The 23139-nt window shown below is 61.7% G+C and carries 23 protein-coding genes; 4 read left to right on the top strand and 19 right to left on the bottom strand.

The features are described from left to right. Nucleotides 1–29: 29 nt before the first annotated feature. The 16 genes from plsY to MESCI_RS18575 all read right to left on the bottom strand — a co-directional run bounded on the left by plsY (nucleotide 30) and on the right by MESCI_RS18575 (nucleotide 14101). Nucleotides 30–704 carry a glycerol-3-phosphate 1-O-acyltransferase PlsY gene (gene plsY, locus MESCI_RS18650; RefSeq protein ID WP_013531489.1) on the bottom strand — a complete coding sequence of 225 codons (675 nt, stop codon included), beginning with the start codon at nucleotides 702–704 and terminating at the stop codon, nucleotides 30–32. Between the two features lie 9 nt (nucleotides 705–713). Continuing rightward, complete coding sequence (locus MESCI_RS18645; protein WP_013531488.1) at nucleotides 714–1169, bottom strand: type II toxin-antitoxin system RatA family toxin; 456 nt, start codon at nucleotides 1167–1169, stop codon at nucleotides 714–716. 12 nt (nucleotides 1170–1181) lie between these two features. Next, nucleotides 1182–2147, bottom strand: coding sequence for a lipoyl synthase (lipA, locus tag MESCI_RS18640; protein WP_013531487.1), 966 nt, complete (start codon nucleotides 2145–2147; stop codon nucleotides 1182–1184). A 138-nt stretch (nucleotides 2148–2285) separates the two neighbouring features. Further along, nucleotides 2286–2543, bottom strand: coding sequence for a GlsB/YeaQ/YmgE family stress response membrane protein (locus tag MESCI_RS18635; protein WP_013531486.1), 258 nt, complete (start codon nucleotides 2541–2543; stop codon nucleotides 2286–2288). An 89-nt stretch (nucleotides 2544–2632) separates the two neighbouring features. Beyond that, nucleotides 2633–4078 (bottom strand): dihydrolipoyl dehydrogenase, encoded by a 1446-nt coding sequence (gene lpdA, locus MESCI_RS18630; protein WP_013531485.1) that lies wholly within the window; start codon nucleotides 4076–4078, stop codon nucleotides 2633–2635. A gap of 12 nt (nucleotides 4079–4090) precedes the next feature. After that, a complete protein-coding gene (locus MESCI_RS18625; RefSeq protein WP_013531484.1) occupies nucleotides 4091–4726 on the bottom strand; it encodes an SGNH/GDSL hydrolase family protein in 636 nt (211 codons plus the stop codon). Nucleotides 4727–4875: 149 nt separating this feature from the next. After that, nucleotides 4876–6291: a pyruvate dehydrogenase complex dihydrolipoamide acetyltransferase gene (locus tag MESCI_RS18620; protein WP_013531483.1), complete on the bottom strand. Its 1416-nt coding sequence runs from the start codon at nucleotides 6289–6291 to the stop codon at nucleotides 4876–4878. Nucleotides 6292–6309: 18 nt separating this feature from the next. After that, nucleotides 6310–7713 carry a pyruvate dehydrogenase complex E1 component subunit beta gene (locus tag MESCI_RS18615; protein WP_013531482.1) on the bottom strand — a complete coding sequence of 468 codons (1404 nt, stop codon included), beginning with the start codon at nucleotides 7711–7713 and terminating at the stop codon, nucleotides 6310–6312. A gap of 15 nt (nucleotides 7714–7728) precedes the next feature. Then, on the bottom strand, nucleotides 7729–8766 hold the full coding sequence (gene pdhA, locus MESCI_RS18610; RefSeq protein ID WP_013531481.1) for a pyruvate dehydrogenase (acetyl-transferring) E1 component subunit alpha: 1038 nt from the start codon (nucleotides 8764–8766) through the stop codon (nucleotides 7729–7731). 194 nt (nucleotides 8767–8960) lie between these two features. After that, nucleotides 8961–9284, bottom strand: coding sequence for an FtsB family cell division protein (locus tag MESCI_RS18605; RefSeq protein WP_013531480.1), 324 nt, complete (start codon nucleotides 9282–9284; stop codon nucleotides 8961–8963). A gap of 276 nt (nucleotides 9285–9560) precedes the next feature. Beyond that, nucleotides 9561–10835 carry a phosphopyruvate hydratase gene (gene eno, locus MESCI_RS18600; protein ID WP_013531479.1) on the bottom strand — a complete coding sequence of 425 codons (1275 nt, stop codon included), beginning with the start codon at nucleotides 10833–10835 and terminating at the stop codon, nucleotides 9561–9563. A 376-nt stretch (nucleotides 10836–11211) separates the two neighbouring features. Beyond that, nucleotides 11212–11577 carry a PRC-barrel domain-containing protein gene (locus tag MESCI_RS18595; RefSeq protein ID WP_013531477.1) on the bottom strand — a complete coding sequence of 122 codons (366 nt, stop codon included), beginning with the start codon at nucleotides 11575–11577 and terminating at the stop codon, nucleotides 11212–11214. An 86-nt stretch (nucleotides 11578–11663) separates the two neighbouring features. After that, nucleotides 11664–11867, bottom strand: a complete 204-nt coding sequence (locus MESCI_RS18590) for a dodecin family protein (protein WP_013531476.1) — start codon at nucleotides 11865–11867, stop codon at nucleotides 11664–11666. Between the two features lie 95 nt (nucleotides 11868–11962). Beyond that, nucleotides 11963–12808 carry a 3-deoxy-8-phosphooctulonate synthase gene (gene kdsA, locus MESCI_RS18585; RefSeq protein ID WP_013531475.1) on the bottom strand — a complete coding sequence of 282 codons (846 nt, stop codon included), beginning with the start codon at nucleotides 12806–12808 and terminating at the stop codon, nucleotides 11963–11965. After that, the gene (locus MESCI_RS18580; protein WP_013531474.1) at nucleotides 12805–13692 is read right to left on the bottom strand and encodes a VOC family protein; all 888 of its coding nucleotides are present in this window, start codon (nucleotides 13690–13692) and stop codon (nucleotides 12805–12807) included. The genes kdsA and MESCI_RS18580 overlap by 4 nt, the downstream gene beginning before the upstream one ends. 118 nt (nucleotides 13693–13810) lie before the next feature. Continuing rightward, nucleotides 13811–14101: a Dabb family protein gene (locus MESCI_RS18575; protein ID WP_013531473.1), complete on the bottom strand. Its 291-nt coding sequence runs from the start codon at nucleotides 14099–14101 to the stop codon at nucleotides 13811–13813. Nucleotides 14102–14673: 572 nt separating this feature from the next. Here MESCI_RS18575 and MESCI_RS18570 point away from each other — a divergent pair. Continuing rightward, entirely contained in the window at nucleotides 14674–15930 is a 1257-nt protein-coding gene (locus MESCI_RS18570; RefSeq protein WP_013531472.1) for an SAM-dependent methyltransferase, read from the top strand. Nucleotides 15931–16067: 137 nt separating this feature from the next. Continuing rightward, nucleotides 16068–17069: a glycerophosphodiester phosphodiesterase family protein gene (locus MESCI_RS18565; RefSeq protein ID WP_013531471.1), complete on the top strand. Its 1002-nt coding sequence runs from the start codon at nucleotides 16068–16070 to the stop codon at nucleotides 17067–17069. Between the two features lie 30 nt (nucleotides 17070–17099). Here MESCI_RS18565 and MESCI_RS18560 read toward each other — a convergent pair whose 3' ends face one another. After that, nucleotides 17100–19079, bottom strand: a complete 1980-nt coding sequence (locus MESCI_RS18560; RefSeq protein WP_013531470.1) for a bifunctional 2',3'-cyclic-nucleotide 2'-phosphodiesterase/3'-nucleotidase — start codon at nucleotides 19077–19079, stop codon at nucleotides 17100–17102. A 149-nt stretch (nucleotides 19080–19228) separates the two neighbouring features. Next, on the bottom strand, nucleotides 19229–20494 hold the full coding sequence (locus tag MESCI_RS18555; protein WP_013531469.1) for an NAD(P)/FAD-dependent oxidoreductase: 1266 nt from the start codon (nucleotides 20492–20494) through the stop codon (nucleotides 19229–19231). 163 nt (nucleotides 20495–20657) lie between these two features. Between MESCI_RS18555 and MESCI_RS18550 the strand changes: the two genes are divergently transcribed. Beyond that, the gene (locus MESCI_RS18550; RefSeq protein ID WP_013531468.1) at nucleotides 20658–21308 is read left to right on the top strand and encodes a 5-formyltetrahydrofolate cyclo-ligase; all 651 of its coding nucleotides are present in this window, start codon (nucleotides 20658–20660) and stop codon (nucleotides 21306–21308) included. Here MESCI_RS18550 and MESCI_RS18545 read toward each other — a convergent pair. Further along, nucleotides 21305–21778, bottom strand: coding sequence for an Lrp/AsnC family transcriptional regulator (locus MESCI_RS18545; RefSeq protein WP_013531467.1), 474 nt, complete (start codon nucleotides 21776–21778; stop codon nucleotides 21305–21307). The genes MESCI_RS18550 and MESCI_RS18545 overlap by 4 nt on opposite strands. Before the next feature lie 156 nt (nucleotides 21779–21934). Here MESCI_RS18545 and ald point away from each other — a divergent pair, with 156 nt between their 5' ends. Next, entirely contained in the window at nucleotides 21935–23050 is a 1116-nt protein-coding gene (gene ald, locus MESCI_RS18540; RefSeq protein WP_013531466.1) for an alanine dehydrogenase, read from the top strand. Nucleotides 23051–23139: the final 89 nt, after the last annotated feature.

The following is a 23139-nucleotide window of genomic DNA, read 5'->3' as shown; positions in this document are numbered from 1 at the left end:
GCGGGCGGACCCGAAAACCGGATTTGCGGCTACGTTTTCGATTCCGGGCTGCTTTGCCCCAAGTGTGGCTCCGTCCCAGCCAGCAGCCGCTGAATGTTGGCACGATGGCGCATAACCACGTAGATGCTGCCCGCAATCACCAGCAACCGATAGGCCAACGGTTGCTCCAGGCCACAGATGAGGGCGATCGCGGTCAACGCCGCTACCATCGAACTCAGGGAAACTATCCGAGACGTAGCCAGCACAGCACCAAAAGCCGCCGCAGCCCCCACACCTACCGGCCAAGACAGAGCCAGCAACACGCCAAGCCCCGTCGCAGCGGATTTGCCACCTGTGAAATTCAACCAGATCGAACGGCCATGTCCCAACAACACGGCAATTCCGGCCAGGCAAACAGCCCAAGGCACCCAGGCTTGCAGGTCAAGCGGGGTCGATGGCGTAACCAACGGCAACGTGATGAACCAGGGATAGAACCAGCGGGCAAAGACGATCGCCGCAGCACCTTTCAGCACATCCACCAGCAACACCACCAACGCCGGCCATTTTCCCAAGACCCGCAAAACGTTCGTTGCCCCGGTGGATTTGGAGCCATGCTCCCGGATATCGATGCCCTTGAGCAGCTTCCCCGCCAGATAACCCGTGGGCATGGAACCGAAGAGATAGGCGATCGCCAGTCCAACGGTGCTCGCTATCCAGAAAAGCATGCGCAAGCCTCAAGACGGTTTTGTACCGTAGATGACGTCGGCGCGCTTCTCAAAGGCTTCGGCGAACATGCGGAAGGCACGATCGAACATGGTTCCCATGACCGCGCCCAGAATGCGGCTCTTGAACTCGTAGTCGATGAAGAAGCGGACGGCGCAACCGGCGCCGTCGGGTTCGAAACGCCAGACATTGCTCAAATATTTGAACGGCCCGTCGATGTACTTCACGTCGATGGTGTTCTCGTCGGGCTTCAGCAGTACCTGCGTCGTGAAGGTTTCGCGGATCGCCTTGTAGCCGATGCTCATGTCGGCAAGGAGAACGGTACGCCCGTCACGCTCCTTGCGCGAGCGAACCGTCAGCGCTTCGCAAAGCGGCAGGAATTGCGGATAGGATTCAACATCGGCGACCAAAGCGAACATCTGCTCGGGTGTATGGGATACGCGTCGGGTGGCTTCGAATTTTGGCATGAAACCGGCTGATTAAGCTGATTTCTTGAGAATCGCTTCCCGTGCCGCACGCAGCTTGGCGAAATCGTCGCCGGCGTGATGCGATGAACGCGTCAGCGGGCTGGACGCCACCAGCAGGAAACCCTTGGTCCGGCCGATCGTCTCAAAGGATTTGAACTCCTCCGGCGTAACAAAGCGGATCACCGGGTGGTGCTTCTTCGACGGCTGCAGATACTGGCCTATGGTCATGAAGTCGACATTGGCCGAACGCAGATCGTCCATCAACTGCAGGATTTCATTCCGTTCTTCGCCCAGCCCCACCATGATGCCGGACTTGGTGAAGATCGACGGATCAAGCTCCTTGACCCGCTGCAACAGCCGGATCGAATGGAAATAGCGGGCGCCCGGACGAACCGTCAGATAGTTCGACGGAACGGTTTCGAGATTGTGGTTGAAGACGTCGGGTTTGGCCGCCACGACGATCTCCAGCGCGCCGTCCTTGCGCAGGAAGTCGGGCGTCAGGATTTCGATCGTCGTCAGCGGCGTCGCCGCCCGGATGGCGCGGATGACCTCGGCGAAATGCTGCGCACCGCCATCGGCGAGGTCGTCGCGGTCGACCGAGGTGATGACGACATGGGTAAGGCCCATCTGCTTGACCGCATGCGCGACGCGGGCCGGTTCATCCGGGTCAAGAGCAGTTGGAATGCCCGTGGCGACGTTGCAGAAAGCGCAGGCGCGGGTGCAGATCTCGCCCATGATCATGAAGGTGGCGTGCTTCTTTTCCCAGCACTCGCCGATGTTGGGGCAGCCGGCCTCTTCGCAGACCGTCACCAGCTTGTGCGACTTCACGATTTCGCGCGTTTCGGCATAGCCCTTCGACGTCGGCGCCTTGACGCGTATCCAGTCGGGCTTGCGCAGGACATCCTGATCAGGCTTGTGCGCCTTTTCCGGATGCCGCAGGCGCGGTGCGTTGGCGATCGTATCGAGGACAGTGACCATCGGGAAACCTGGTTCATTGGCGAGCGCCAGTCAGGCGTTCGTTGTCATAACGTCATCTAGGACTTTTCGGCGCAAAGAAAAAGGCCGCTGCGGCGCATGCCGCAACAGCCTTTTTCGCATGGCAGCTCTTCAGGGATGTCAGCGGCGCACCAGGCGTCCCGCCCAGATCAGCAGGCAGGCACCGATAAAGCCGGTGATCAGATAGGCAATCCAGCCGACGCCGAACGGGCCAAAATTGAGAGCCTGCAGAATGGCGTTCAGTACGATCGCGCCGACGATGCCCATAACGATGTTCATGAAGATGCCGGTGTTGCTCTTCATGAACATTTCGGCGAACCAGCCTGCCAGGCCGCCGATGATGATGGCTGCTATCCAGCCGACGCCATTCAGGTGCATATGCCTTCTCCTTGTGTGATGGATGAAAGTGCATCCGCAAACGATGTACCTTGCCGCCGGGTTCCATCTGTAGCAGCGCTTTCAATCTATCACGCGTTGAGCGCGCGGCCATAGGCGTCGAGCACGCTTTCCTTCATCATCTCCGACAGCGTCGGGTGCGGGAAGATGGTGTGCATCAGCTCTTCCTCGGTCGTCTCCAGGTTCATCGCCACGACGAAGCCCTGGATCAGTTCGGTCACTTCGGCGCCGACCATGTGGGCGCCGAGCAATTGACCGGTCTTCTTGTCGAAGATGGTCTTGATGAAGCCCTGATCCTCACCGAGCGCGATCGCCTTGCCATTGGCGGCGAACTGGAAGCGCCCGACCCGGATATCCCAGCCCTCGGCCTTGGCCTTGGCTTCGGTCAGGCCAACCGAGGCGACCTGCGGATTGCAGTAGGTGCAGCCCGGAATCTTCAGCTTGTCGGTGGCATGTACGCCAGGAAAATCAGCGATCTTCTCGATGCACACGACACCCTCATGTTCGGCCTTGTGGGCGAGCATCGGCGGGCCGGCGACATCGCCGATGGCGTAGATGCCCGGCACATTGGTTTTGCCGTAACCATCGATGACGACGCAGCCGCGTTCGGTCTTCACGCCAAGCGCCTCGAGTCCGAGGCCTTCGATATTGCCCTGCACGCCGACGGCCGAGATCATCCGGTCGGCGGTGATCTTCTCGACCTTGCCATCCTTCATCTCGACATGCGCGGTGACCGAGTTCGTGCCCTTCTCGACCTTGGTCACCTTGGCTTCGAGGATGATCTTCATGCCTTGCTTCTCGAACTGCTTCTGCGCGAACTTCGAGACTTCGGCGTCCTCGACCGGCATCACCGCCGGCAGCAATTCGACCACCGTCACCTCGGCGCCCATTGTGCGGTAGAAGGAGGCGAATTCGATGCCGATGGCGCCCGACCCCATGACGAGCAACGACTTCGGCATCTCCTTCGGCACCATGGCCTCGAAATAGGTCCAGATCAGCTTTCCGTCCGGCTCGATGCCGGGCAGCGCGCGTGGCCGGGCGCCGGTCGCCAGGATGATGTGCTTGGCGGTATAGGTGCCCTCGCCCTTGACGCCTTTCGGCACCGGCGGCTGTGGCTCCATCGGCTTCTTGGCCGTCTTGGACACGACGATCTCGCCCGCCTTCGAAAGCTTGGCCTCGCCCCAGATGACGTCGACCTTGTTCTTCTTCATCAGGAAGGCAACGCCGCCATTGAGCCGCAGCGACACCTTGCGCGAGCGGTCAACGACGGCCGATGTGTCCACGCTGACCTTGCCGTCGAGCTTCAGCCCGTAATCCTTCAGGTGATCCGAATAGTGCATGATCTCGGCCGAGCGCAGCAGCGCCTTGGTCGGGATGCAGCCCCAGTTAAGGCAAATGCCGCCGAGATGCTCGCGCTCGACGATCGCCGTCTTGAAGCCGAGCTGCGCGGAACGCACCGCGGTGACATAGCCGCCGGGACCGGAGCCGATGATGATGACGTCATAGTTCTCAGCCACGGGTTTTCTCCTTCACAATTCCAGCATGACGCGCACGACTGGTGTCAGCGCCTCGCCGATGTTTCGCGTATTTTCGGCGTCAAGATGAACACCGTCGAGAGGTGTGGTTTGCGCCACGCTGCCGGCGTCGAAGAAGCCGCAGCCGGCCTCATCGGCGAGCGCGGCATATTGCGGTGCCAAAAACTTCGAGGCGTCGTCGCCGCCGGCAAACATTTCCTTGAATTCGGCATTTTCGGTGCGACTGACGACAGGCGGCGAAACGATGAGGATCTGCGGCGCCGGCCAGTCGAACGGATAGTCGTGACCGCGCACGATGTCGATCAGCCGCTGGATACCCTGCTTGGCCGCGACGGGATTGCCGTGGATCCACGGCTTCATGTCGTTGGCGCCGAGCATGATGACAATCAGGTCGATCGGCGCATGCGTCGTCAGCACCGTTGGCAGCAGCCTGGCGCCGTTGCGATCAGCACCGGCCAGGTGGTCGTCGAAGGCGGTGGTACGGCCATTGAGGCCTTCGGCGATAACTTCGACGCCACTGCCAAGGCCGGCCTGCAGCACGCTTGGCCAGCGGTCTTCCAGCGCATGGCGGCCACCTTCGGCATTGTAGCCCCAGGTCAGCGAGTCGCCGTAACAAAGAACCGTCTTCATGCACCCACCTGCGCGTCGATCAACCCATGCTTCACCCGCCATCCATGGGTTGTGACCGCCCGTTTCCGAGCAGCCAGTCCGGTGGCGAATCCGGAAATGATGAAAGCGAAGAGGCTGGTGAAGACTATCCGCACCGCCCTCTCGCTTCCCTAAACCAGCATGCCCATCGGGTTCTCGATCAGGCGCTTGAAGGCGACCAGCAGTTCGGCACCCAGCGCACCGTCCACGGCGCGGTGGTCGGTCGACAGCGTCACCGACATCACGGTGGCGATCTTGATTTCGCCATTCTTGACCACTGCCCGCTCCTCGCCGGCGCCGACCGCCAGGATGGTCGCGTGCGGCGGGTTGATGACCGCGGCAAAATCCTTGATGCCGAACATGCCGAGATTGGACACCGCCGTGGTGCCACCCTGATACTCTTCCGGCTTCAGCTTGCGGCTGCGCGCGCGACTGGCCAGATCCTTCATCTCGTTGGAGATGGTGGACAGCGTCTTTTCGTCGGCTTTGCGGATGATCGGTGTGATCAGCCCGCCGGGGATCGACACGGCAACGCCGACATCGGCGTGCTTGTGCTTGACCATGGCGCTTTCAGTCCACGAGGCATTGGCATCGGGCACTGCCTTCAGCGCCATCGCCATCGCCTTGATGACCATATCGTTGACCGACAGCTTGTAGGCCGGAGCATCACCCTTGTCGGTCTTCTTCACCGGGGCTGCCGCATTGATCTGCGTGCGCAGCGCCAGCAGCGCATCGAGCTCGCAGTCGAGCGTCAGGTAGAAATGCGGAATGGTGGTCTTGGCCTCGACCAGGCGGCGCGCAATGGTCTTGCGCATATTGTCATGCGGGACGAGGTCATAGGAGCCCTGTTCGAACAGTTTCAGCACCTGATCGTCCGACATCGCCTTTACCGGCGCGGCAGGAGCAGCAGCCGGCACGCCAGCCGGAGCCTTGGCGGCAGGCGCCGCCTGGGCGCCGCCACCGGCAATCGCCGCGTCGACATCCGCCTTCACCACCCGGCCATGCGGACCGGTGCCGGTCACGGCAGACACATCGACACCGGCTTCCTTGGCTATGCGACGTGCGAGCGGCGACGCGAAGGTGCGTCCTTCCGGCGACTGGCTGATCTCCCCCCTTGTGGGAGAGATGGCCGGCAGGCCAGAGGGGGGCGTCTCGCGCTGAGAGGACGGCGGGACAGCGCCCCCCTCTGTCGACTTCGTCGACATCTCCCCCACGGGTGGGGGGACTGGCGCCTTGTCCTGCTTGGCCTCGGCTTTCGCTGGAGCAGCATCGCCCCCGCTTTTCGCGGCAGCGCCTGCATCCTCACCTTCGGCAGCGAGCACGGCGATCAGAGCGTTGACCTTGACGCCTTCGGTGCCGGCGGGAACGACGAGCTTTGCTACCGTGCCCTCATCGACAGCCTCGACTTCCATCGTCGCCTTGTCGGTCTCGATCTCGGCAATGACATCGCCCGGCGAAACCTTGTCGCCTTCCTTGACGAGCCACTTGGACAGATTGCCCTCTTCCATCGTGGGCGACAGGGCCGGCATGGTGATGTTGATTGGCATTTTGTCCTCCCGCCCGGTTCAGCGATATGTGACGGCTTTGACCGCCTCGATGACTTCGCCGACGTTCGGCAAAGCCAGTTTCTCGAGGTTGGCGGCATAGGGCATCGGCACATCCTTGCCGGCGATGGTGATGACCGGCGCGTCGAGGAAATCGAAGGCGCGCTGCGACACCTGGTTGGCGATATGGTCGCCGACCGAGTTCTGCGGATATCCCTCTTCGACAACGATCAGCCGGTTGGTCTTCTTGACCGAGGCGATGATGGTGTCGAGATCGAGCGGCCGGATCGTGCGCAAGTCGATGATCTCGGCATCGATGCCCAAGCCGCGCAGCTCGGCTTCCGCCTTGACCGCATAGGTCATGCCGATGCCGAAAGAGACGATGGTGACGTCCTTGCCGGTCTTGTGGATGCGCGCCTTGCCGATCGGCAGCACGAAATCATCCAGCTTCGGCACGTCGAAGGACTGGCCATAGAGGATCTCATTCTCGAGGAAGATGATCGGATTGGGATCGCGGATCGCCGCCTTCAGCAAGCCCTTGGCATCGGCGGCGGTGTAGGGCATCACCACTTTCAGGCCCGGAATGTGGCTATACCAGGCGGCATAGCACTGTGAGTGCTGTGCGGCGACGCGTGCGGCGGCGCCGTTCGGTCCACGGAAAACGATCGGCGCACCCATCTGGCCGCCAGACATGTAGAGCGTCTTGGCGGCGGAGTTGATGATCTGGTCGATCGCCTGCATGGCGAAGTTGAAGGTCATGAACTCGACGATCGGCTTCAGGCCGGCCATCGCCGCGCCGACGCCGACGCCGGCAAAGCCATGCTCGGTGATCGGCGTGTCGACGACGCGCCGCGGCCCGAATTCCTGCAGCAGCCCTTGCGTGATCTTGTAGGCGCCCTGGTATTCGGCGACCTCCTCGCCCATGACGAAGACATCGCCGTCGCGGCGCATTTCCTCGGCCATCGCATCGCGCAGCGCTTCGCGCACCGTGGTCGAGACCATCTCCGTGCCGGCCGGAATGTCCGGATCGGCGGCGATTTCCGTCTTCGGTGCAGCAGCCACCGGCGCGGCAGCCGGTTTTGCGGCCTCCGCCTTGTCCTCCGCCGCGGCTGGAGCCTCTGCCTTTGCCGGTGCTTCCGCCTTGGCGGGAGCCGAGGACTTGCCGATATCGCCGGCACTTTCGCCGTCCTGCAGCAAAACGGCAATCGGTGTGTTGACCTTGACGCCTTCGGTGCCGGCGGCGATCAGGATCTTGCCAAGCGTGCCTTCGTCGACGGCCTCGACTTCCATCGTCGCCTTGTCGGTTTCGATCTCGGCGATGACGTCGCCGGCGACGACCTTGTCGCCCTCATTCTTCAACCACTTGGAAAGATTGCCCTCTTCCATGGTCGGCGAGAGAGCGGGCATGAGAATTTCGATCGGCATGTCCTTGCCCTCCCGTTACAATACGATATCGGTCCAGAGCTCGGACGGATCCGGCTCTGCATCGTTCTGGGCAAATTCGGCGGCGTCAGCGACGATGTCGCGGACCTCCTTGTCGATGGTCTTAAGCTCGTCCTCGGTTGCCCACTTCTTCTCGATGAGCCGCGCCTTGACCTGTTCGATCGGGTCATGGTCGGAGCGCATCTTCTGCACTTCTTCCTTCGAGCGGTATTTCGCCGGATCGGACATCGAGTGCCCCCGGTAGCGGTAGGTCTGCATTTCGAGAATGATCGGCCCGTTGCCGGCGCGGCACCATTCGGTCGCCTGGTCGCCGGCGGCCTTGACAGCGCGCACGTCCATGCCGTCGACCTGGATGCCGGGAATCTTGAACGAAGCGCCACGGTGCGAAAAATTGGTTTCCGCCGAAGAGCGCGACACCGAGGTGCCCATGGCATACCGGTTGTTCTCGATGATGTAGATCACCGGCAGCTTCCACAGCGAGGCCATGTTGAAGCTTTCATAGACCTGGCCCTGGTTGGCCGCACCGTCGCCGAAATAGGTCAGCGAGACATTGTTGTTGTCGCGGTAGCGGTTGGCGAAGGCCAAGCCCGTGCCGAGCGACACCTGCGCGCCGACGATGCCGTGGCCGCCATAAAAGTGCTTTTCCTTGGAGAACATGTGCATGGAGCCACCCTTGCCCCGTGACAGGCCGCCGCGACGCCCGGTCAGCTCGGCCATGACGCCGCGCGGCGACAGCTCCATCGCCAGCATGTGGCCGTGGTCGCGATAGGCGGTGATCATCTGATCGCCGTCGATCAGCGCCATCTTCATGCCGGTGACGACCGCTTCCTGGCCGATATAGAGGTGGCAGAAGCCGCCGATGAAACCCATGCCGTAGAGCTGGCCGGCCTTTTCCTCGAAACGACGGATGAGCAGCATGTGCCGGTAAGCGGCAAGCTCTTCGTCCTTGGTGAATTCGACAGGTTTGGGGGCCGAAAGCCCCGATTTGCCGTCGGATTTGGATTTGGCAGGCGCTTTTCTGGCGGCGGTGGCCATGCATCACTCCCTGTTGGCGTCTCTTCGTGGACATTAGAGCAGGATGAAATCTGCTCTGGGGAGATCAGCTCCTCCCCACCGATTTTAGGGAGGCTAACACGCGTCAAAGCGTTGCGCCATGCCGAATTTGCATAGCTGGCATGCGCCTAAGCGATTAAAATCATTGAAAATATTGGTGATTAACTTGAAATCAGTTATTTCGCCGAGGCCGGCAACATAATGGTGATTTCGTCAGCTTGGGACAGATTGAGCGCCTTGCGCGCCTGCTCATCGAGCATGTCCTTCTCGAGCGTGCCTTCATGCATCAGCCGAACGCGGCGCTCGAGCTCCATGCGGCGCGCCTTGATCGCATCGAGCTGGCCCTGCAGCGCAACCGTCTGGGCTTCCAGCTGATATTTCGAGTAGATACCGAATTCGCCGTGATAGGCATGAAAGCCGAAATAGGCCAGGAACGCCACGCAAAGCGAGGGAATGATCAGCCGGCCGGTGTTTCTCTGCTTGTGCTGACGCGTCCACATCGCCCGATTCCTCTAGAGCATGATGCCGAAAAGTGTGAAGCGGTTTTCGGACGACATCATGCTCTATCTCTTTGATTTAGAGTCGGATTCAGATTTCAGGTCGAACAGACCTGAGATCATCCGGCTCCAGCCCGCGAACTCAGGCGGCTCACGATCTTTCTCGCCCGATTGTGCTTAACGGACGGTTACGGGTGACCTGTTTGGCGGCGCCGAAACGAAAAAGGGCGGGAATGCTCCCGCCCTTTTGTCCGGTATCGATGAGCCGGTGTTTCCGGATCAGCCCTTGACCACCGACTTGCCGGCGTAGCTTGCCTGCTTGCCGAGCTCTTCCTCGATGCGGATCAGCTGATTGTACTTGGCCATGCGGTCCGAGCGCGACAGCGAGCCGGTCTTGATCTGTCCGCAATTGGTGGCGACGGCGAGATCGGCAATGGTCGAATCCTCGGTTTCGCCCGAGCGGTGCGACATCACGGCGGTGTAGCCGGCCTTGTGCGCGGTCTCGACGGCGTCGAGCGTTTCCGTAAGCGAGCCGATCTGGTTGACCTTGACCAGGATCGAGTTGGCAACCCCCATGCGGATGCCGTCGCGCAGCCGCGCCGTGTTGGTGACGAACAAATCGTCGCCAACCAGCTGCGTCTTCTTGCCGATCAGGTCGGTCAGGTACTTCCAGCCTTCCCAATCGTCCTCGGCAAGACCGTCCTCGATCGAGATGATCGGATAGTCGGCGGCAAGCTTGGCCAGGTATTTGGCCTGGGCCTTGGGATCGCGCGTCTTTTTCTCGCCTTCATAGACGTAGTTGCCGTCCTTGAAGAACTCGGTCGCGGCGCAATCGAGGCCGAGCGCGATCTCGTCGCCCGGCTTGAAGCCGGCCTGCTCGATCGATTCCATGATGAAATCGAGCGCCACCGGAGCGCTTTTCAGGTTCGGGGCAAAGCCGCCCTCGTCGCCGACATTGGTGTTGTGGCCGGCATCCTTTAGTTTCTTGCGCAGCGTATGGAAGATTTCCGAACCCCAGCGGACACCTTCGCGCAGCGTCGGCGCGCCGATCGGCAGGATCATGAATTCCTGGAAATCGATCGGGTTGTCGGCATGCGCGCCGCCATTGATGATGTTCATCATCGGCACCGGCAGGAGATGCGCCTTGGTGCCTCCGACATAACGGTAGAGCGGTAGGCCGGCGGCATCAGCGGCCGCCTTGGCCACCGCCAGCGAAACGCCGAGAATGGCGTTGGCGCCAAGCCGGCTCTTGTTGGGCGTGCCGTCGAGCTCGATCATGGTCTGGTCGATATGGATCTGGTTTTCGGCTTCCATGCCGCCGATGGCCTCGAACAGCTCGCCGTTAACCGCCTCGACGGCTTTGAGCACGCCTTTGCCGAGATAGCGGGCGCCGCCGTCGCGCAGTTCGACGGCCTCATGGGCACCGGTCGAAGCACCCGACGGCACCGCCGCGCGGCCCATCGAGCCGTCTTCGAGAATGACATCGACCTCGACGGTCGGATTTCCACGGCTGTCCAGGATTTCACGCCCGACAATGTCGACGATGGCGGTCATTTGCGATGTCCTCGATTGATCTGAAGAATGCCGCACGTCTTAGCCAAAGTGCTGCAAAAGGCAATCGGCCCGCTGGCAATTATTGCCGCGGCATCGGCCTCCGAACGATTCACGAAGCGCAAATCGCCGTCATCATAAGTCATGTACGGTCGGCTGACTTCCGGTTAAGGTGCAGCGCGCGGGGCGAAACAGGAGGAGTTTCGCCATGTCTCAGTTGAGCGGTATCGTGAGTCTGTTTCTAATCGCGGCGGCATTCCTGACGTCATGCGACAATCAGCAGTCGCCGCCGAAGGCGATGGCCCCCTTACACGTCAGCGAATAAGCCGGAATCCAAAGCGGCCCCGTCTCTCTCGACGGGGCCGCTTTGTCGTTGTTGTTAATGCCAGTAAGGCGTGACCTTGTAATAATTGTAGGATTCGTCGCGCGCCGCCTCGCCATCGGCACCGGTCAGTTCGTTGATCGAATAGGCCGGTGCCGCCATGAGTTGTTCATTGGAAAACGGTACGACATAACCGCCCTTGTCCTCATCATAGTCGAGGCTTGCCCACGGAATGGCGTGATATTTCTCGCCGATGCCAAGGAAGCCGCCAAAACCGATGACCGCGAACATGATCCCGTTCGTCATCTTGTCGAGCATCACATCCTCGATGCTGCCGATGCTTGTGCCTTCGGTGTTGTAGACCGATGTGCCGATGACCCGCGAAGCGGCGATGGCTTGGGTGTGGCCAGTCTGGGTTGCCATGATTGTGCTCCTCATTGTGGTTTCGAACCATACTTGGACAATGAGGGGCGCGGGCGAAGGTTCCCGACTTTTTCGGCGTCGACCGATCACTCCGCGAGGATGAAGGTAACCTTCATGTTGACGCGATAAGCAACGATCTTGCCGTCCTGGACGACGATCTTCTGGTCCTGGATCCAGGCGCCCTCGACGTTCTTCAGCGTTTTGGATGCGCGCGCAATTCCCTGTTCGATGGCGTCCTGAAAGCTCTTCTTCGACGACGATGTGATTTCGGTGACGCGGGCGACAGACACGGCTTCCTCCTGCCAAAACGCTCATTTGCCGGTCGAGCGTACAGGCGGCTTGCGCCGTCCACAAGCATCGGCGGTCGACAGAGGATATCTCCGGCCTAGAGACCCTTGGCGATGCGGTCGAATGCCATCAGCCGCTCGAGTAAAGCGGGCATGTCCTTCAACGGCAGCATGTTGGGGCCGTCGGAAGAGGTCGAGTTGTCAGGATCCTGATGGGTCTCGATGAAGACGCCGGCAACGCCGACAGCGACGGCCGCGCGCGCCAGCGTCTCGACAAAACGACGTTCACCGCCCGAGGAACCGCCCTGCCCGCCCGGCTGCTGCACCGAATGGGTCGCATCGAAGATCACCGGCGCGCCGATCTCTGCCATGACAGGCAAAGCGCGCATGTCGGAGACCAGCGTGTTGTAGCCGAAAGAAGCACCGCGCTCGGTGGTCAGCACATTGGCATTGCCGGATCCGGTGATCTTGGCGACGACGTTCTTCATGTCCCAGGGGGCAAGGAACTGTCCCTTCTTCACGTTGATGACCTTGCCGGTTTTCGCCGCGGCGACCAGCATGTCGGTCTGGCGCGACAGGAAAGCCGGAATCTGCAGGACATCGACATGCGGCGCCACGATGGCGCACTGCTCCTCGGTGTGGACATCGGTCAGCACCGGGAGCGAAAATTCCTTGCGCAGTTCGTCGAAGACGGGAAGTGCCGCGTCCATGCCGGCGCCGCGCGTCGCCGACAGCGAGGTGCGGTTGGCCTTGTCGTAGCTGGTCTTGTAGACGAGGCCTATTCCGAGCCTGCCGGTCAGTTCCTTCAGCGCGCCGGCCATGTCGAAAGCGTGCTGACGCGACTCGAACTGGCACGGGCCGGCGATCAGCGACAGAGCCGCCTTGTTGTCGAAGACGACATTGCCGACAATTACCGCTGAATTGGGCGCGACGGGCTTGTTCATTTGGTCTCCCGGAAGATGAAAGCCGCGCCCTGTCCGGGTGCAGGCTGCACGACAATATCATTGCCCGCTATATCGTGTTGGATGGAATTGGCCGCAAGCAGCCTCGATGTCACATCGGCGTTCCGAACCGAAAAGACCACCGCTGCGAAGCGTAGATCTGTCGGCGCGCCGGCCGGCAGGCCAAAGCGCGCGGTGAAAGCCGCGCGGTCAAGCACGCTCAAATATGTATTCGGCAGGGAAAACATGCCGCCCTGCCTTTCGGCGGCCGGATTGTCCACCGTGACAGAAATCAACTCATGCTGCTTTCCAGGCGCATCGCTGACCGCCAAGATCTCGACAATTCCGGTCGCGCCGTTGGCGTGGGCTTGCAAAGCCGCGCGGTCGACATCAGGCGCGTTGACCCGCTCGCAGGCAAACAGGAAGGCGTCCGTGGCTTCGGCTCCGGCCGCGAAAGCGAGCTTGAACGATGCGATGTCGCTCTTGCCGGCCGGGTCGGTGAAAGCGCGCGAAAAACCCAGCATGTCTCCAGCCGAGATGCCGGCATCGACATAGCGTGCATGGTCGGCATCGGCATTGCCCGTACCTAGAACAATGGCGGAAAACCCCTCGTCGCCGTTGCTGTCGCGATAGGCGCGATCACGCGTGACGAAGACATTGCCGTCCGCGATAGCCTTTGCCGCCACCTGCTCGTCGCCGACCGCCAGCGGTTCGAGATACGTGCCGTCGGCCAGGAAAACACAGCAGTTTTCCGTTCCGAAGGGATGGATGCCGGTCGGGGCCACGACGAAGCCAAGCGCGGCGAGCCGGGCTCGCGCCACCTCAAGGCTCTGCGTTGGCAGCACCAGGTGATCGAGCGGATGAGTGCCAGTGATGGTTCGGGTCATGCAGCCGCGATGTGCATCATTCCGCAAATCGGTTCAAGACTTGATCGCAATCCCGGCCATTTCGCCCCCGCCAGTTCACCGGACGTCGAAAAAGGCACCAGTTGGGACAAAGCCTCGATCAGCTTCCGGCAACGACATCGGCGGAATAGCGCAGTTCGCGCATCGGTTTGACCTTGCTGGTGGTCTGCGCATAGAGCGGGTGCGCCTTGTAGGCGGCCAGCGCGGCGTCATCGGCGAACTCCGCATAGACGACCACGTCGACCTCGTCCGACAGCGGATCCACCTTGGTGTTGAGCGTGACCTCGAACAGGCTGGAGTGAGGAATGTTGCCGAGCGCCAGCAAGCCGGTGCGCACAGCCTCGACATCCTCTTTTCGCCGCGCGCTGAAGAAAACGATATGCCGGATCAACCCCGCCTCCTCGATCAAAATGCTGGGGTCTTTTGTGACGGCAGGACGTTGGCGTCAATCGACTAGGATGTCGCGGCTGCCGCCACTGGAGTTAAGCTCTGCCGGTAACATATCGCACAACATGGCTAAGCTCTCTCACTGTTGTGTCGAGATAGCGGCCCTGATTGTACATGCCATCCCAGATCAGGAAAAACGCGATGGCGGCAATGACGATTACATAACGCATGGCTAGATCTATCGCACGAGCAATTCTGCGACCATAGGCGTTTTTTGCGCGCTCGGCCTTTGCTGTGCAAAAAAGCGGATTCTCGCTGGCGCAAGCATTCCGCGTGGCACAGCCCCGCTTGCGGCCTGCCTCTTGAAGTTTCGCCGCATGACGTGGAAGATCGCCGCAGGGATTCACTGGGAAGCGCTAAAGCTCTGGTAAAAGAGCGCGTGTTTCATTCGAGCCCGCCCGTCACTGAGCCGGTCAGCGCCCGGGACCGGCAACGGCGTTCGAAGCTGGCGAATGATCCAAGAGAACCGTGGCTCGGCAATCTGCCCCGACACCGCGGAAATCCAGGGGGCACGAGATGGCACAAAAGGAACTTTTTGGCGCAGCATTGAGCGACGCGGTCAGGCTCGATGAGTTCAATTTCGCCGAGATCGTCAAAGGTCTGCCGGCGAAAGCGCGCATGGTGCTGTCGGCGGCGATGAACCTGCCGCGCGGTTCGCTCAAGGTGAGGCTGCCGGACGGCCGCGCCGTCCTCGTCGGCGGCAAGGGACCTGGCCCAGATGCCGAACTGGTGCTGAAGAATTGGCGCTTGCCCGGCCGCGCCTTTTCCGGCGGCACGATCGGCGTAGCCGAATCCTACATGGACGGCGATTGGGAAAGCCCTGATGTGACCAGCTTCCTGGAGCTATTCGTGGTCAATTCGGTCATTGGCGAGCGTATCGCGGGCGGCACCAGTTGGCTGATCAACACCGTCCAGCGCATCCGCCACTGGTTCAACCAGAACACCCGCACCGGTTCGAAGCGCAATATCTCGGCGCATTACGACCTCGGCAACGCCTTTTACAAGCAATGGCTCGATCCGAGCATGACCTATTCCTCGGCGCTCTACACGACCGGCGCCAACGACCTGGAAAGCGCCCAGGCCGCCAAATATCGCGCGCTGGCGAAAGACACAGGGATCGGCCCGAAGGACCATGTGCTGGAAATCGGCTGTGGCTGGGGTGGCTTCGCCGAATTCGCCGCGCGCGAGATCGGCTGCCGCGTCACCGGGTTGACGATCAGCCGCGAGCAGCACGATTTTGCAACGGCTCGCATCGCCAAGGCTGGCCTTGCCGACAAGGTCGACATCAAGCTGCAGGACTATCGCGACGAAACCGGCACCTATGACCGCATCGCCTCGATCGAGATGTTCGAGGCGGTCGGCGAGAAATACTGGCCGGTGTTTTTCGGCAAGATGAAGGCTTGCCTGAGACCCGGCGGCACCGCCGGCCTGCAGATCATCACCATCAACGAAGCCGCCTACGACACCTATCGCGCAAGGCCGGATTTCATCCAGCGCTATGTTTTCCCGGGTGGCATGCTGCCGACACCGTCGATCCTGAAGACACTGGGCAAGGATCATGGCCTTGCCCATCTGCGCGAGCGCGTGTTTCCGGATGACTATGCGCGCACGCTTGCCGAATGGCGCCACCGGTTCTGGGCGTCATGGGAGAAGATCGTCCCGCTCGGCTTCGACGACCGCTTCAAGAAGCTCTGGGAGTTCTACCTGCACTATTGCGAGGCCGGATTCCGCGCCAGCTACATCGACGTGCGCCAGGTGGTCTACAAGGCGTAAGTCGACACGTTCTTCGATTTCATTGCCGCCGACCAGGCGATATCGAGGATGATCTCGATATCGCCGCCCGGTCGCCGTCAAAAAGTCCGATCGCAAAGCAGGATGCCGCGCAGGACGGACGAATCGGAAATCACTTGATGCGCAAACGGACGATCTTCTTCGGCATCATTGTTGTCGCCGCGGCGGGCATCTGGCTCAACAACACCTCGCTGTTGTCGAGCCGCCCCGCCGGCAAGCCGGAAGTGCTTGCCCATCGCGGCCTTGCCCAGGACTACGCACGGGAAGGCATGACGGGTGAGACGTGCACGGCCAGTCGTATGTTGCCGCCGCGCCATGCCTACCTCGAAAACACGATCCCCTCGATGGAAGCCGCCTTCGCGCTGGGCGCTGACGCGCTCGAACTGGATGTTCACCCGACGACAGACGGCAATTTCGCCGTCTTCCACGACTGGACGCTGGATTGCCGCACGGAAGGCAAGGGAGAAACACGCAACCATTCCATGGCCGAGTTGAAGACCCTCGATGTCGGCTATGGCTATACGGCGGATGGCGGCAAGACCTTTCCGTTTCGCGGCAAGGGTCTCGGCATGATGCCGTCGCTGGATGAGGTTCTGGCGCACTTCCCGGCCCGCCGCTTCAACATCAACGTCAAGAGCAACGATCCGGGCGAAGGCGAAAAGCTGGCCGCACGGCTTGCCATGCTATCGCCGAACGAGCGCTTCTATCTCTCGGTCTATGGCGGCGACAAGCCGATTGCCGCAGTCAAGGCAGCACTGCCGGACATGCATACGCTGAGCCGCGCGTCGCTGACGCAATGCATTCTGCGCTATGCCGCGCTTGGCTGGAGCGGCTATGTTCCAGATGCCTGCCGAAAAGGTACCTTGCTCATTCCCGTCAACATCGCGAAATGGATGTGGGGTTGGCCGAACCGGTTTCTCGATCGCATGCAAGGCGTCGACAGCCGCGTCTATCTGCTCGGCCCGTACACCGGCGGCGACTTTTCGCAAGGGCTGGACGATCCCGAACTGATCAAGCAGCTGCCGAACGGTTATTCCGGCGGCATTTCCACCGATGCGCTGGATCTCGTCATGCCTGACATCAAGGAACGTTTCACCCAGCCGGCTCAATCCACGCCATAAGGCCGGGACTCGAGCCGACCCGAACCACCTTCAAAGCAGGATGCGGTATTTCGCGAAACCTGCCTCGCCCTCGCCTGCCGGCTCGATCTTCAGCGATTTCAGCTGCGCAATGAAATCCTTCGCCTTGGCGCCGGTTTCGAACGCGGCGCTGGTTCCAGGCAGCGGCGCGAACGACCAGTTGTCGTCCGCGGACGGGTTGATTGTACCCTCGCTGACGATGTAGCGGACGATGACGTCGCGATTGGTGTCCGGCGCTTCATAGATGATCTTCGAGGCATTGATGTCAGGGAAATTGCCGCCGCCACCGGCCCGGTAGTTGTTGGTCGCGACGACGAATTTCTGTTTGGGGTCAATTGGTTTTCCATCGAAACTCAGGTCGACGATGCGATTGACGCCGGCGTTAGCCAGCCCGCCCTTGGCATCGTATTTCGGCGGCTGCGACAGGTCTATTTTATAGGTGACGCCGTCGATGACGTCGAAATTGTAGGATGGGAAGTCGGTGTTGATGAGGGCCTGGTCGGCCTTCCCTGGCTCGATCCGGTTGAAGATCCCGGCCGACATTTCCAGCCATTCCTTGACCTGCGCACCGGTGATTTCGACCGCACGCACGGTGTTGGGATAGAGATAGAGGTCGGCGACGTTCTTGATGGCGATATCGCCGGCGGGCACGTCGGTATAGTAGTCGGCGCCGTTGCGCCCGCCGGCCTTGAACGGAGCGGCCGCCGACAGCAGCGGCACATCCTTCCATTGCGTGTTCTTCAGAATATCCCTGAGGTACCAGGTCTGCGCCTGGCTGACGACCTGCACCGACGGATCGTCGGCGACCAGCGCGAAATAGGAATAGAGCGGCGCGGAGGTCTTGCCAACGGGGCGGCGCACATAGGCCAGTGTTGCCTGGTGGTCCTGCTCAAGGGCCGCGATGATGCGCTTGTCGTCCGGGACAGTCGGTTTGTTCTTGTTGTCGACGCGTTCGAAGATCGGCCGCGCCTCGGAGGTGGCGGAAACGACCTTCCATCTCGACCCGTCGCGTTCCAGCATCAGGTCGATCAGCCCCATATGCGAGCCCCAGAAACCGCCCATGACGGCGGGTTTGCCCTGCAGCGTGCCCTTTTGCGTGTCGACACCATCGAGCGACTGGAAATCCTTCTTGCCGGGGAACACCAGATGCTGGTGCCCGGTGAACACCGCGTCGATGCCGTCGACGCCGGCGACGAAGAACGAGGCGTTCTCCATCATGTCGCCCTGCTTCACGTCGATGCCGGAATGCGACAGCGCAATGACGATGTCGGCGCCCGCCTCCTTCATCTGCGGCACCCAGGCCTTGGCCGCCTCGACGATGTCGCGCGTCTTGACGTTGCCTTCGAGGTTCTTGAGATCCCAGACCATGATCTGCGGCGGCACGAAGCCGATGATGCCGATCCTGATCGGCTGCTCGGCGCCCGAACCGTCCTTGATCTTCTTGTCGAGGATGACATAGGGCTTGAGATAGAGCTTGTCGTCGCGCGGGTTCGCGGCAAGCTCCGTGCCGCGGATCAGGTTGGCGCAGACGAAGGGAAAATTGGCGCCGGCCAGCACCTTGTCCAGGAACGACAGGCCATAGTTGAACTCGTGGTTGCCCAGCGTCGAGCACTCGTAGCCGAGCAGGTTCATACCCTTCATGATCGGATGCAGGTCGCCGTCCTTCAGGCCCTTCTCATAGGCGATGTAGTCGCCCATCGGATTGCCCTGCAGCAGGTCGCCATTGTCGATCAGCATCGAATTCACCGCTTCCTTGCGCACGGCGTCGATCAGGGAGGCCGTGCGCGACAAGCCCAGCGTGTCGTTCGCTTTGTCGGCGTAATAATCGTAAGGCAGCACGTTCACATGGATGTCGGTGGTCTCCATGATCCGGAGATGCGCCTGGTTGGCCTGTGCGCGAGCGGAGAAGGGATGAAGCACGATCAGCGCCCCTGTAGCTGCGGTGCCAGCGAGGAAATCGCGGCGGGAGACGGGATGGAGCAGTTGCGACATGTTTTCTCCTCATCGACAACGTGACACGCCCTGCCCCGAAGCGAACTTCGCGCCGAAATCGGCTCAAGTCCATTCAAGAAGTTGCGTGCATCGGAAGGTCAGTCGACCAGCAACAGATGACGTGCGGATGAACGGTGCCGGTGAAGAAATCAGCCCTTGTCGTCGTCGCCCTGGGTGATCAGCCGCGCGCTGCGTTGCCCCGTCGCGTAGATCCATAGCCAGCTCAGCGAAACAGCAAGCCGGTTGCGAAAGCCGATCAGGAAATAGATGTGGGCCACTCCCCACAGCCACCAGGCGAGCCAGCCGGTGAGCTTGATCCAGCCGAAATCGATGGCGGCGGCGCGTTTGCCGATCGTCGCCAGATCACCGGCATGCCTGTAGTGGAAAGGACGCGCGGTCGTGTCGCCGCCGAGCCTGGCCTTGATGGTAGCCGCAACATGTCGGCCCTCCTGCTTGGCGGAAGGCGCCACGCCGGGAACCGGCCGCCCGTCTGGCCGCAGCACATGAGCGGCGTCGCCGATGACGAAGATCTCCGGGCTGCCAGGCACACTTAGATCGGGCTCGACCAGCACCCTGCCCGCGCGGTCCGCCTTCGCTCCCAGCCATTCAGCGGCTGGCGAAGCGGCAACGCCGGCTGCCCACAGGATCGTTCGGGCGGCCAGTTGCTTATCGCCAAACACGACACCTTCTGCGTCGCAGCGCGTGACGGCCCGCCCGAGCTCGACCGTCACGCCGAGCCGCTCGAGCGCTTTGTTGGCGTAGTCGGAAAGTTTCGGTGCGAAATTGGCCAGAATGCGGTCGCCGGCCTCGATCAGCACCACGCGCGTCTGCCGCGTGTCGATGTTGCGGAACTCGCCGCGCAGCGTGTCATGCGCCAGCTCGACGATGGTGCCGGCAAGCTCGACGCCGGTCGGCCCGCCACCGACGATCGCAATGGTCAGCAGCGCCTGGCGCTTGGCGGGATCAGCCTCCCGCTCGGCCTGTTCGAAGGCCAGGAGAATTCGCCGCCGAATGGTGGTGGCGTCCTCCAGCGTCTTCAGGCCAGGCGCGAACGGCTCCCATTCGTCATGGCCGAAATAGGCGTGGCGGGCACCGGTGGCGAGCAGCAGCGTGTCGTAGGCGACCGCGCTGCCGTCGTCGAGCAGCACGCGCTTGCCGGCGCGGTCGACACCGGTGACATTGGCGAGCAGCGTCGTCACATCCTTGCGCTTGCGCAGGAGGTGGCGGATCGGCCAGGCAACCTCGGAGGTGGCCAGCGCCGTCGTCGCCACCTGGTAGAGCAGCGGCTGGAAGAGGTGATGGTTGCGCTTGTCGATCATGGTGATGCGCACGGGAGCGCCGGCAAGCGCACGGGTGAACTCGAGGCCGCCGAAACCCGCGCCGACAACGACGACATGATGCCTGGCTTCGTTCATTTCGTTCACCTTGATAGCAAGATTGCCTGTCCTGCATGTAGGTATTTTTGTGCAATGCAACAACAGATGGCCAGTGCCCGAGACTCGTCGTTGCATGTCGTGAATGCACATGTTGTATCGTATCGCGAGGTATAGCGTCATCGAATACGCGATGAGGTGAGGCATGGCCAACGATCGTGACGACGATGCTCCGGCGCAGTATTCTTCGCCGCCCTGTTTCATGCACGAACTCGATCCGGAATTCCGTGCGCCTTCGAGCGACTGGACCGATGTGAGACGCTGGCGCAAGGCTGAGCGCGAACGCCTGATCGCCGCGCGTCTTGCTGTTTCGGCCGACGCGCGAACGGTAATGTCGCAACGCATCGCCGATGGCCTCGACGCGGTAATCGGCGAGATCGCCGGCCGCATGGTCAGTCTCTACTGGCCGTTTCGCGGCGAGCCGGATTTGCGGCCTTGGATGGCGTCCATAAACGAACGCGGCGGCCGCACCGCCCTGCCCATCGTCATCGAGAAGGGGCAGCCGCTGATCTTCCGCGCCTACAAAGCAGGCGACCGGCTGGAGAAAGGTGTCTGGAACATCCCGATCCCGGCCGAGGGCGATCCGGTGCTGCCGGACATCGTCATCTCGCCGATCGTCGGCATCGATCCCCTGAACTACCGCCTGGGTTATGGCGGCGGTTTCTTCGACCGTACGCTGGCAGCGATGCCGTTCAAGCCACTGGTCATCGGCGTCGGCTACGAGCTGCAGCGCATCGCGACCATCTACCCGCAGCCGCACGACATTCCGATGGATCGGGTGGTAACGGAGGCCTAGGCCATTTCCGGCTTCATGCCCATGGCGGTCCTGTCGACGATTTCGCGTAGCGCAAAGGACGAATTGATCTTGGTCACATGCGGCATCGCCGACAGCCATTCCTTGTGGATGCGCTCATAGTCGACGAGATCCTTCGCCGCGATCCGCAGGATGTAGTCGTATTCGCCCGACATCAGGTGACAGGACAGCACGTTCGGGCAGCGCTTGATCGCCGCCTCGAAATCCGACAGCGTCTTCTCGAACTGCCCCGACAGCGATATGTGCACGATCGCCGTCATCTGGTGGCCAAGTGCCGCATTGGAAAGCCGGGCGTGGTAGCCGCGAATGGTTCCGGATTTCTCCAGATTGTCGAGCCGGCGCGAACAGGCCGACTGCGACAGGCCGACCTTCTCGGCCAGCGCCGCATTGGGTATCCTGCCATCCTTCTGCAAAGCCTCGAGAATGGCGATATCGATCCTGTCGAGCGGCATTATTCGTGAATCCTGCGAATATCTTGCTGTTTCGCGCAACGATTATCGAAACCGGCCGGTGGGCGCAAGCGCATTCGCAAACACCTGCGCAACGATTCGTGGTTCACTCCAGCCATACAGGGAACGAGCCCAAAAGGGCCGGATCAGGAGAAGAAAATGCGCGTCGGCTGCCCCAAGGAAATCAAGAACCACGAATACCGCGTCGGCCTCACCCCCGGCTCGGTCCGCGAATATGTCGCCCATGGCCACGAAGTGCTGGTCGAGACCGGGGCCGGTGCCGGCATCGGCGCCGATGACAACGCCTATCGCGCCGCCGGCGCCACGATTGCCAAGACGGCCGCCGAGGTGTTCGCCAAGTCGGACATGATCGTCAAGGTCAAGGAGCCGCAGCCCAGCGAATGGGCGCAGCTTCGCGAAGGCCAGATCCTGTATACCTACCTCCACCTTGCTCCGGATCCGGAGCAGACCAAGGGCCTGCTTGCGTCCGGCGTGACGGCAATCGCCTACGAGACCGTGACCGACGACCGTGGCGGCCTGCCGCTGCTGGCGCCGATGTCGGAAGTTGCCGGACGCCTGTCGATCCAGGCCGGCGCCACGGCGCTGCAGAAGGCCAATGGCGGCCGCGGCGTGCTGCTGGGCGGCGTGCCCGGCGTGCTGCCCGGCAAGGTCACCGTGCTCGGCGGTGGCGTCGTCGGCCTGCACGCGGCCAGGATGGCGGCCGGCCTTGGCGCCGACGTCACCATCATCGACCGCTCGATCCCGAGATTGCGCCAGCTCGACGATCTCTTCGCCGGCCGCGTCCACACCCGTTACTCGACTGTCGAGGCGCTGGAAGAAGAGTGTTTTTCAGCCGACATCGTCGTCGGCGCGGTGCTGATCCCGGGTGCCGCGGCGCCAAAACTGGTTTCGCGCGAAATGCTGTCGGGCATGAAGAAAGGCTCGGTGCTGGTCGATGTCGCCATCGACCAGGGCGGCTGCTTCGAGACCTCGCACGCCACCACCCATGCCGACCCGACCTATGAGGTCGACGGCGTCATCCACTATTGCGTCGCCAACATGCCGGGTGCCGTGCCCGTCACGTCGGCCCACGCGCTCAACAACGCGACGCTTCACTACGGCCTGCAGCTCGCCGACAAGGGCCTGAAGGCGCTGGTCGACGATCACCACCTGCGCAACGGCCTCAATGTCCACAAGGGCAAGATCACCAACCGCGCAGTCGCCGAGGCGCTCGGCTACGAACTGGTCGAGCCGAAAGCGGTACTCGCCGCCTGATTTTCGCGAAAAACAGCTCCTTTCAATCCAGCCCGCCGGTTCCATGCCGGCGGGTTTTTTCTTGCGAGCCTGTTTTTCAGGCAAAGCAT

Origin of the sequence: Mesorhizobium ciceri biovar biserrulae WSM1271 (genome assembly GCF_000185905.1) — a bacterium.
In the GTDB taxonomy this organism is placed as follows: Bacteria; Pseudomonadota; Alphaproteobacteria; order Rhizobiales; family Rhizobiaceae; genus Mesorhizobium; species Mesorhizobium ciceri.
Note: the sequence above shows the minus strand (reverse complement) of the source record. Positions and strands in the feature narration are given on the sequence as shown.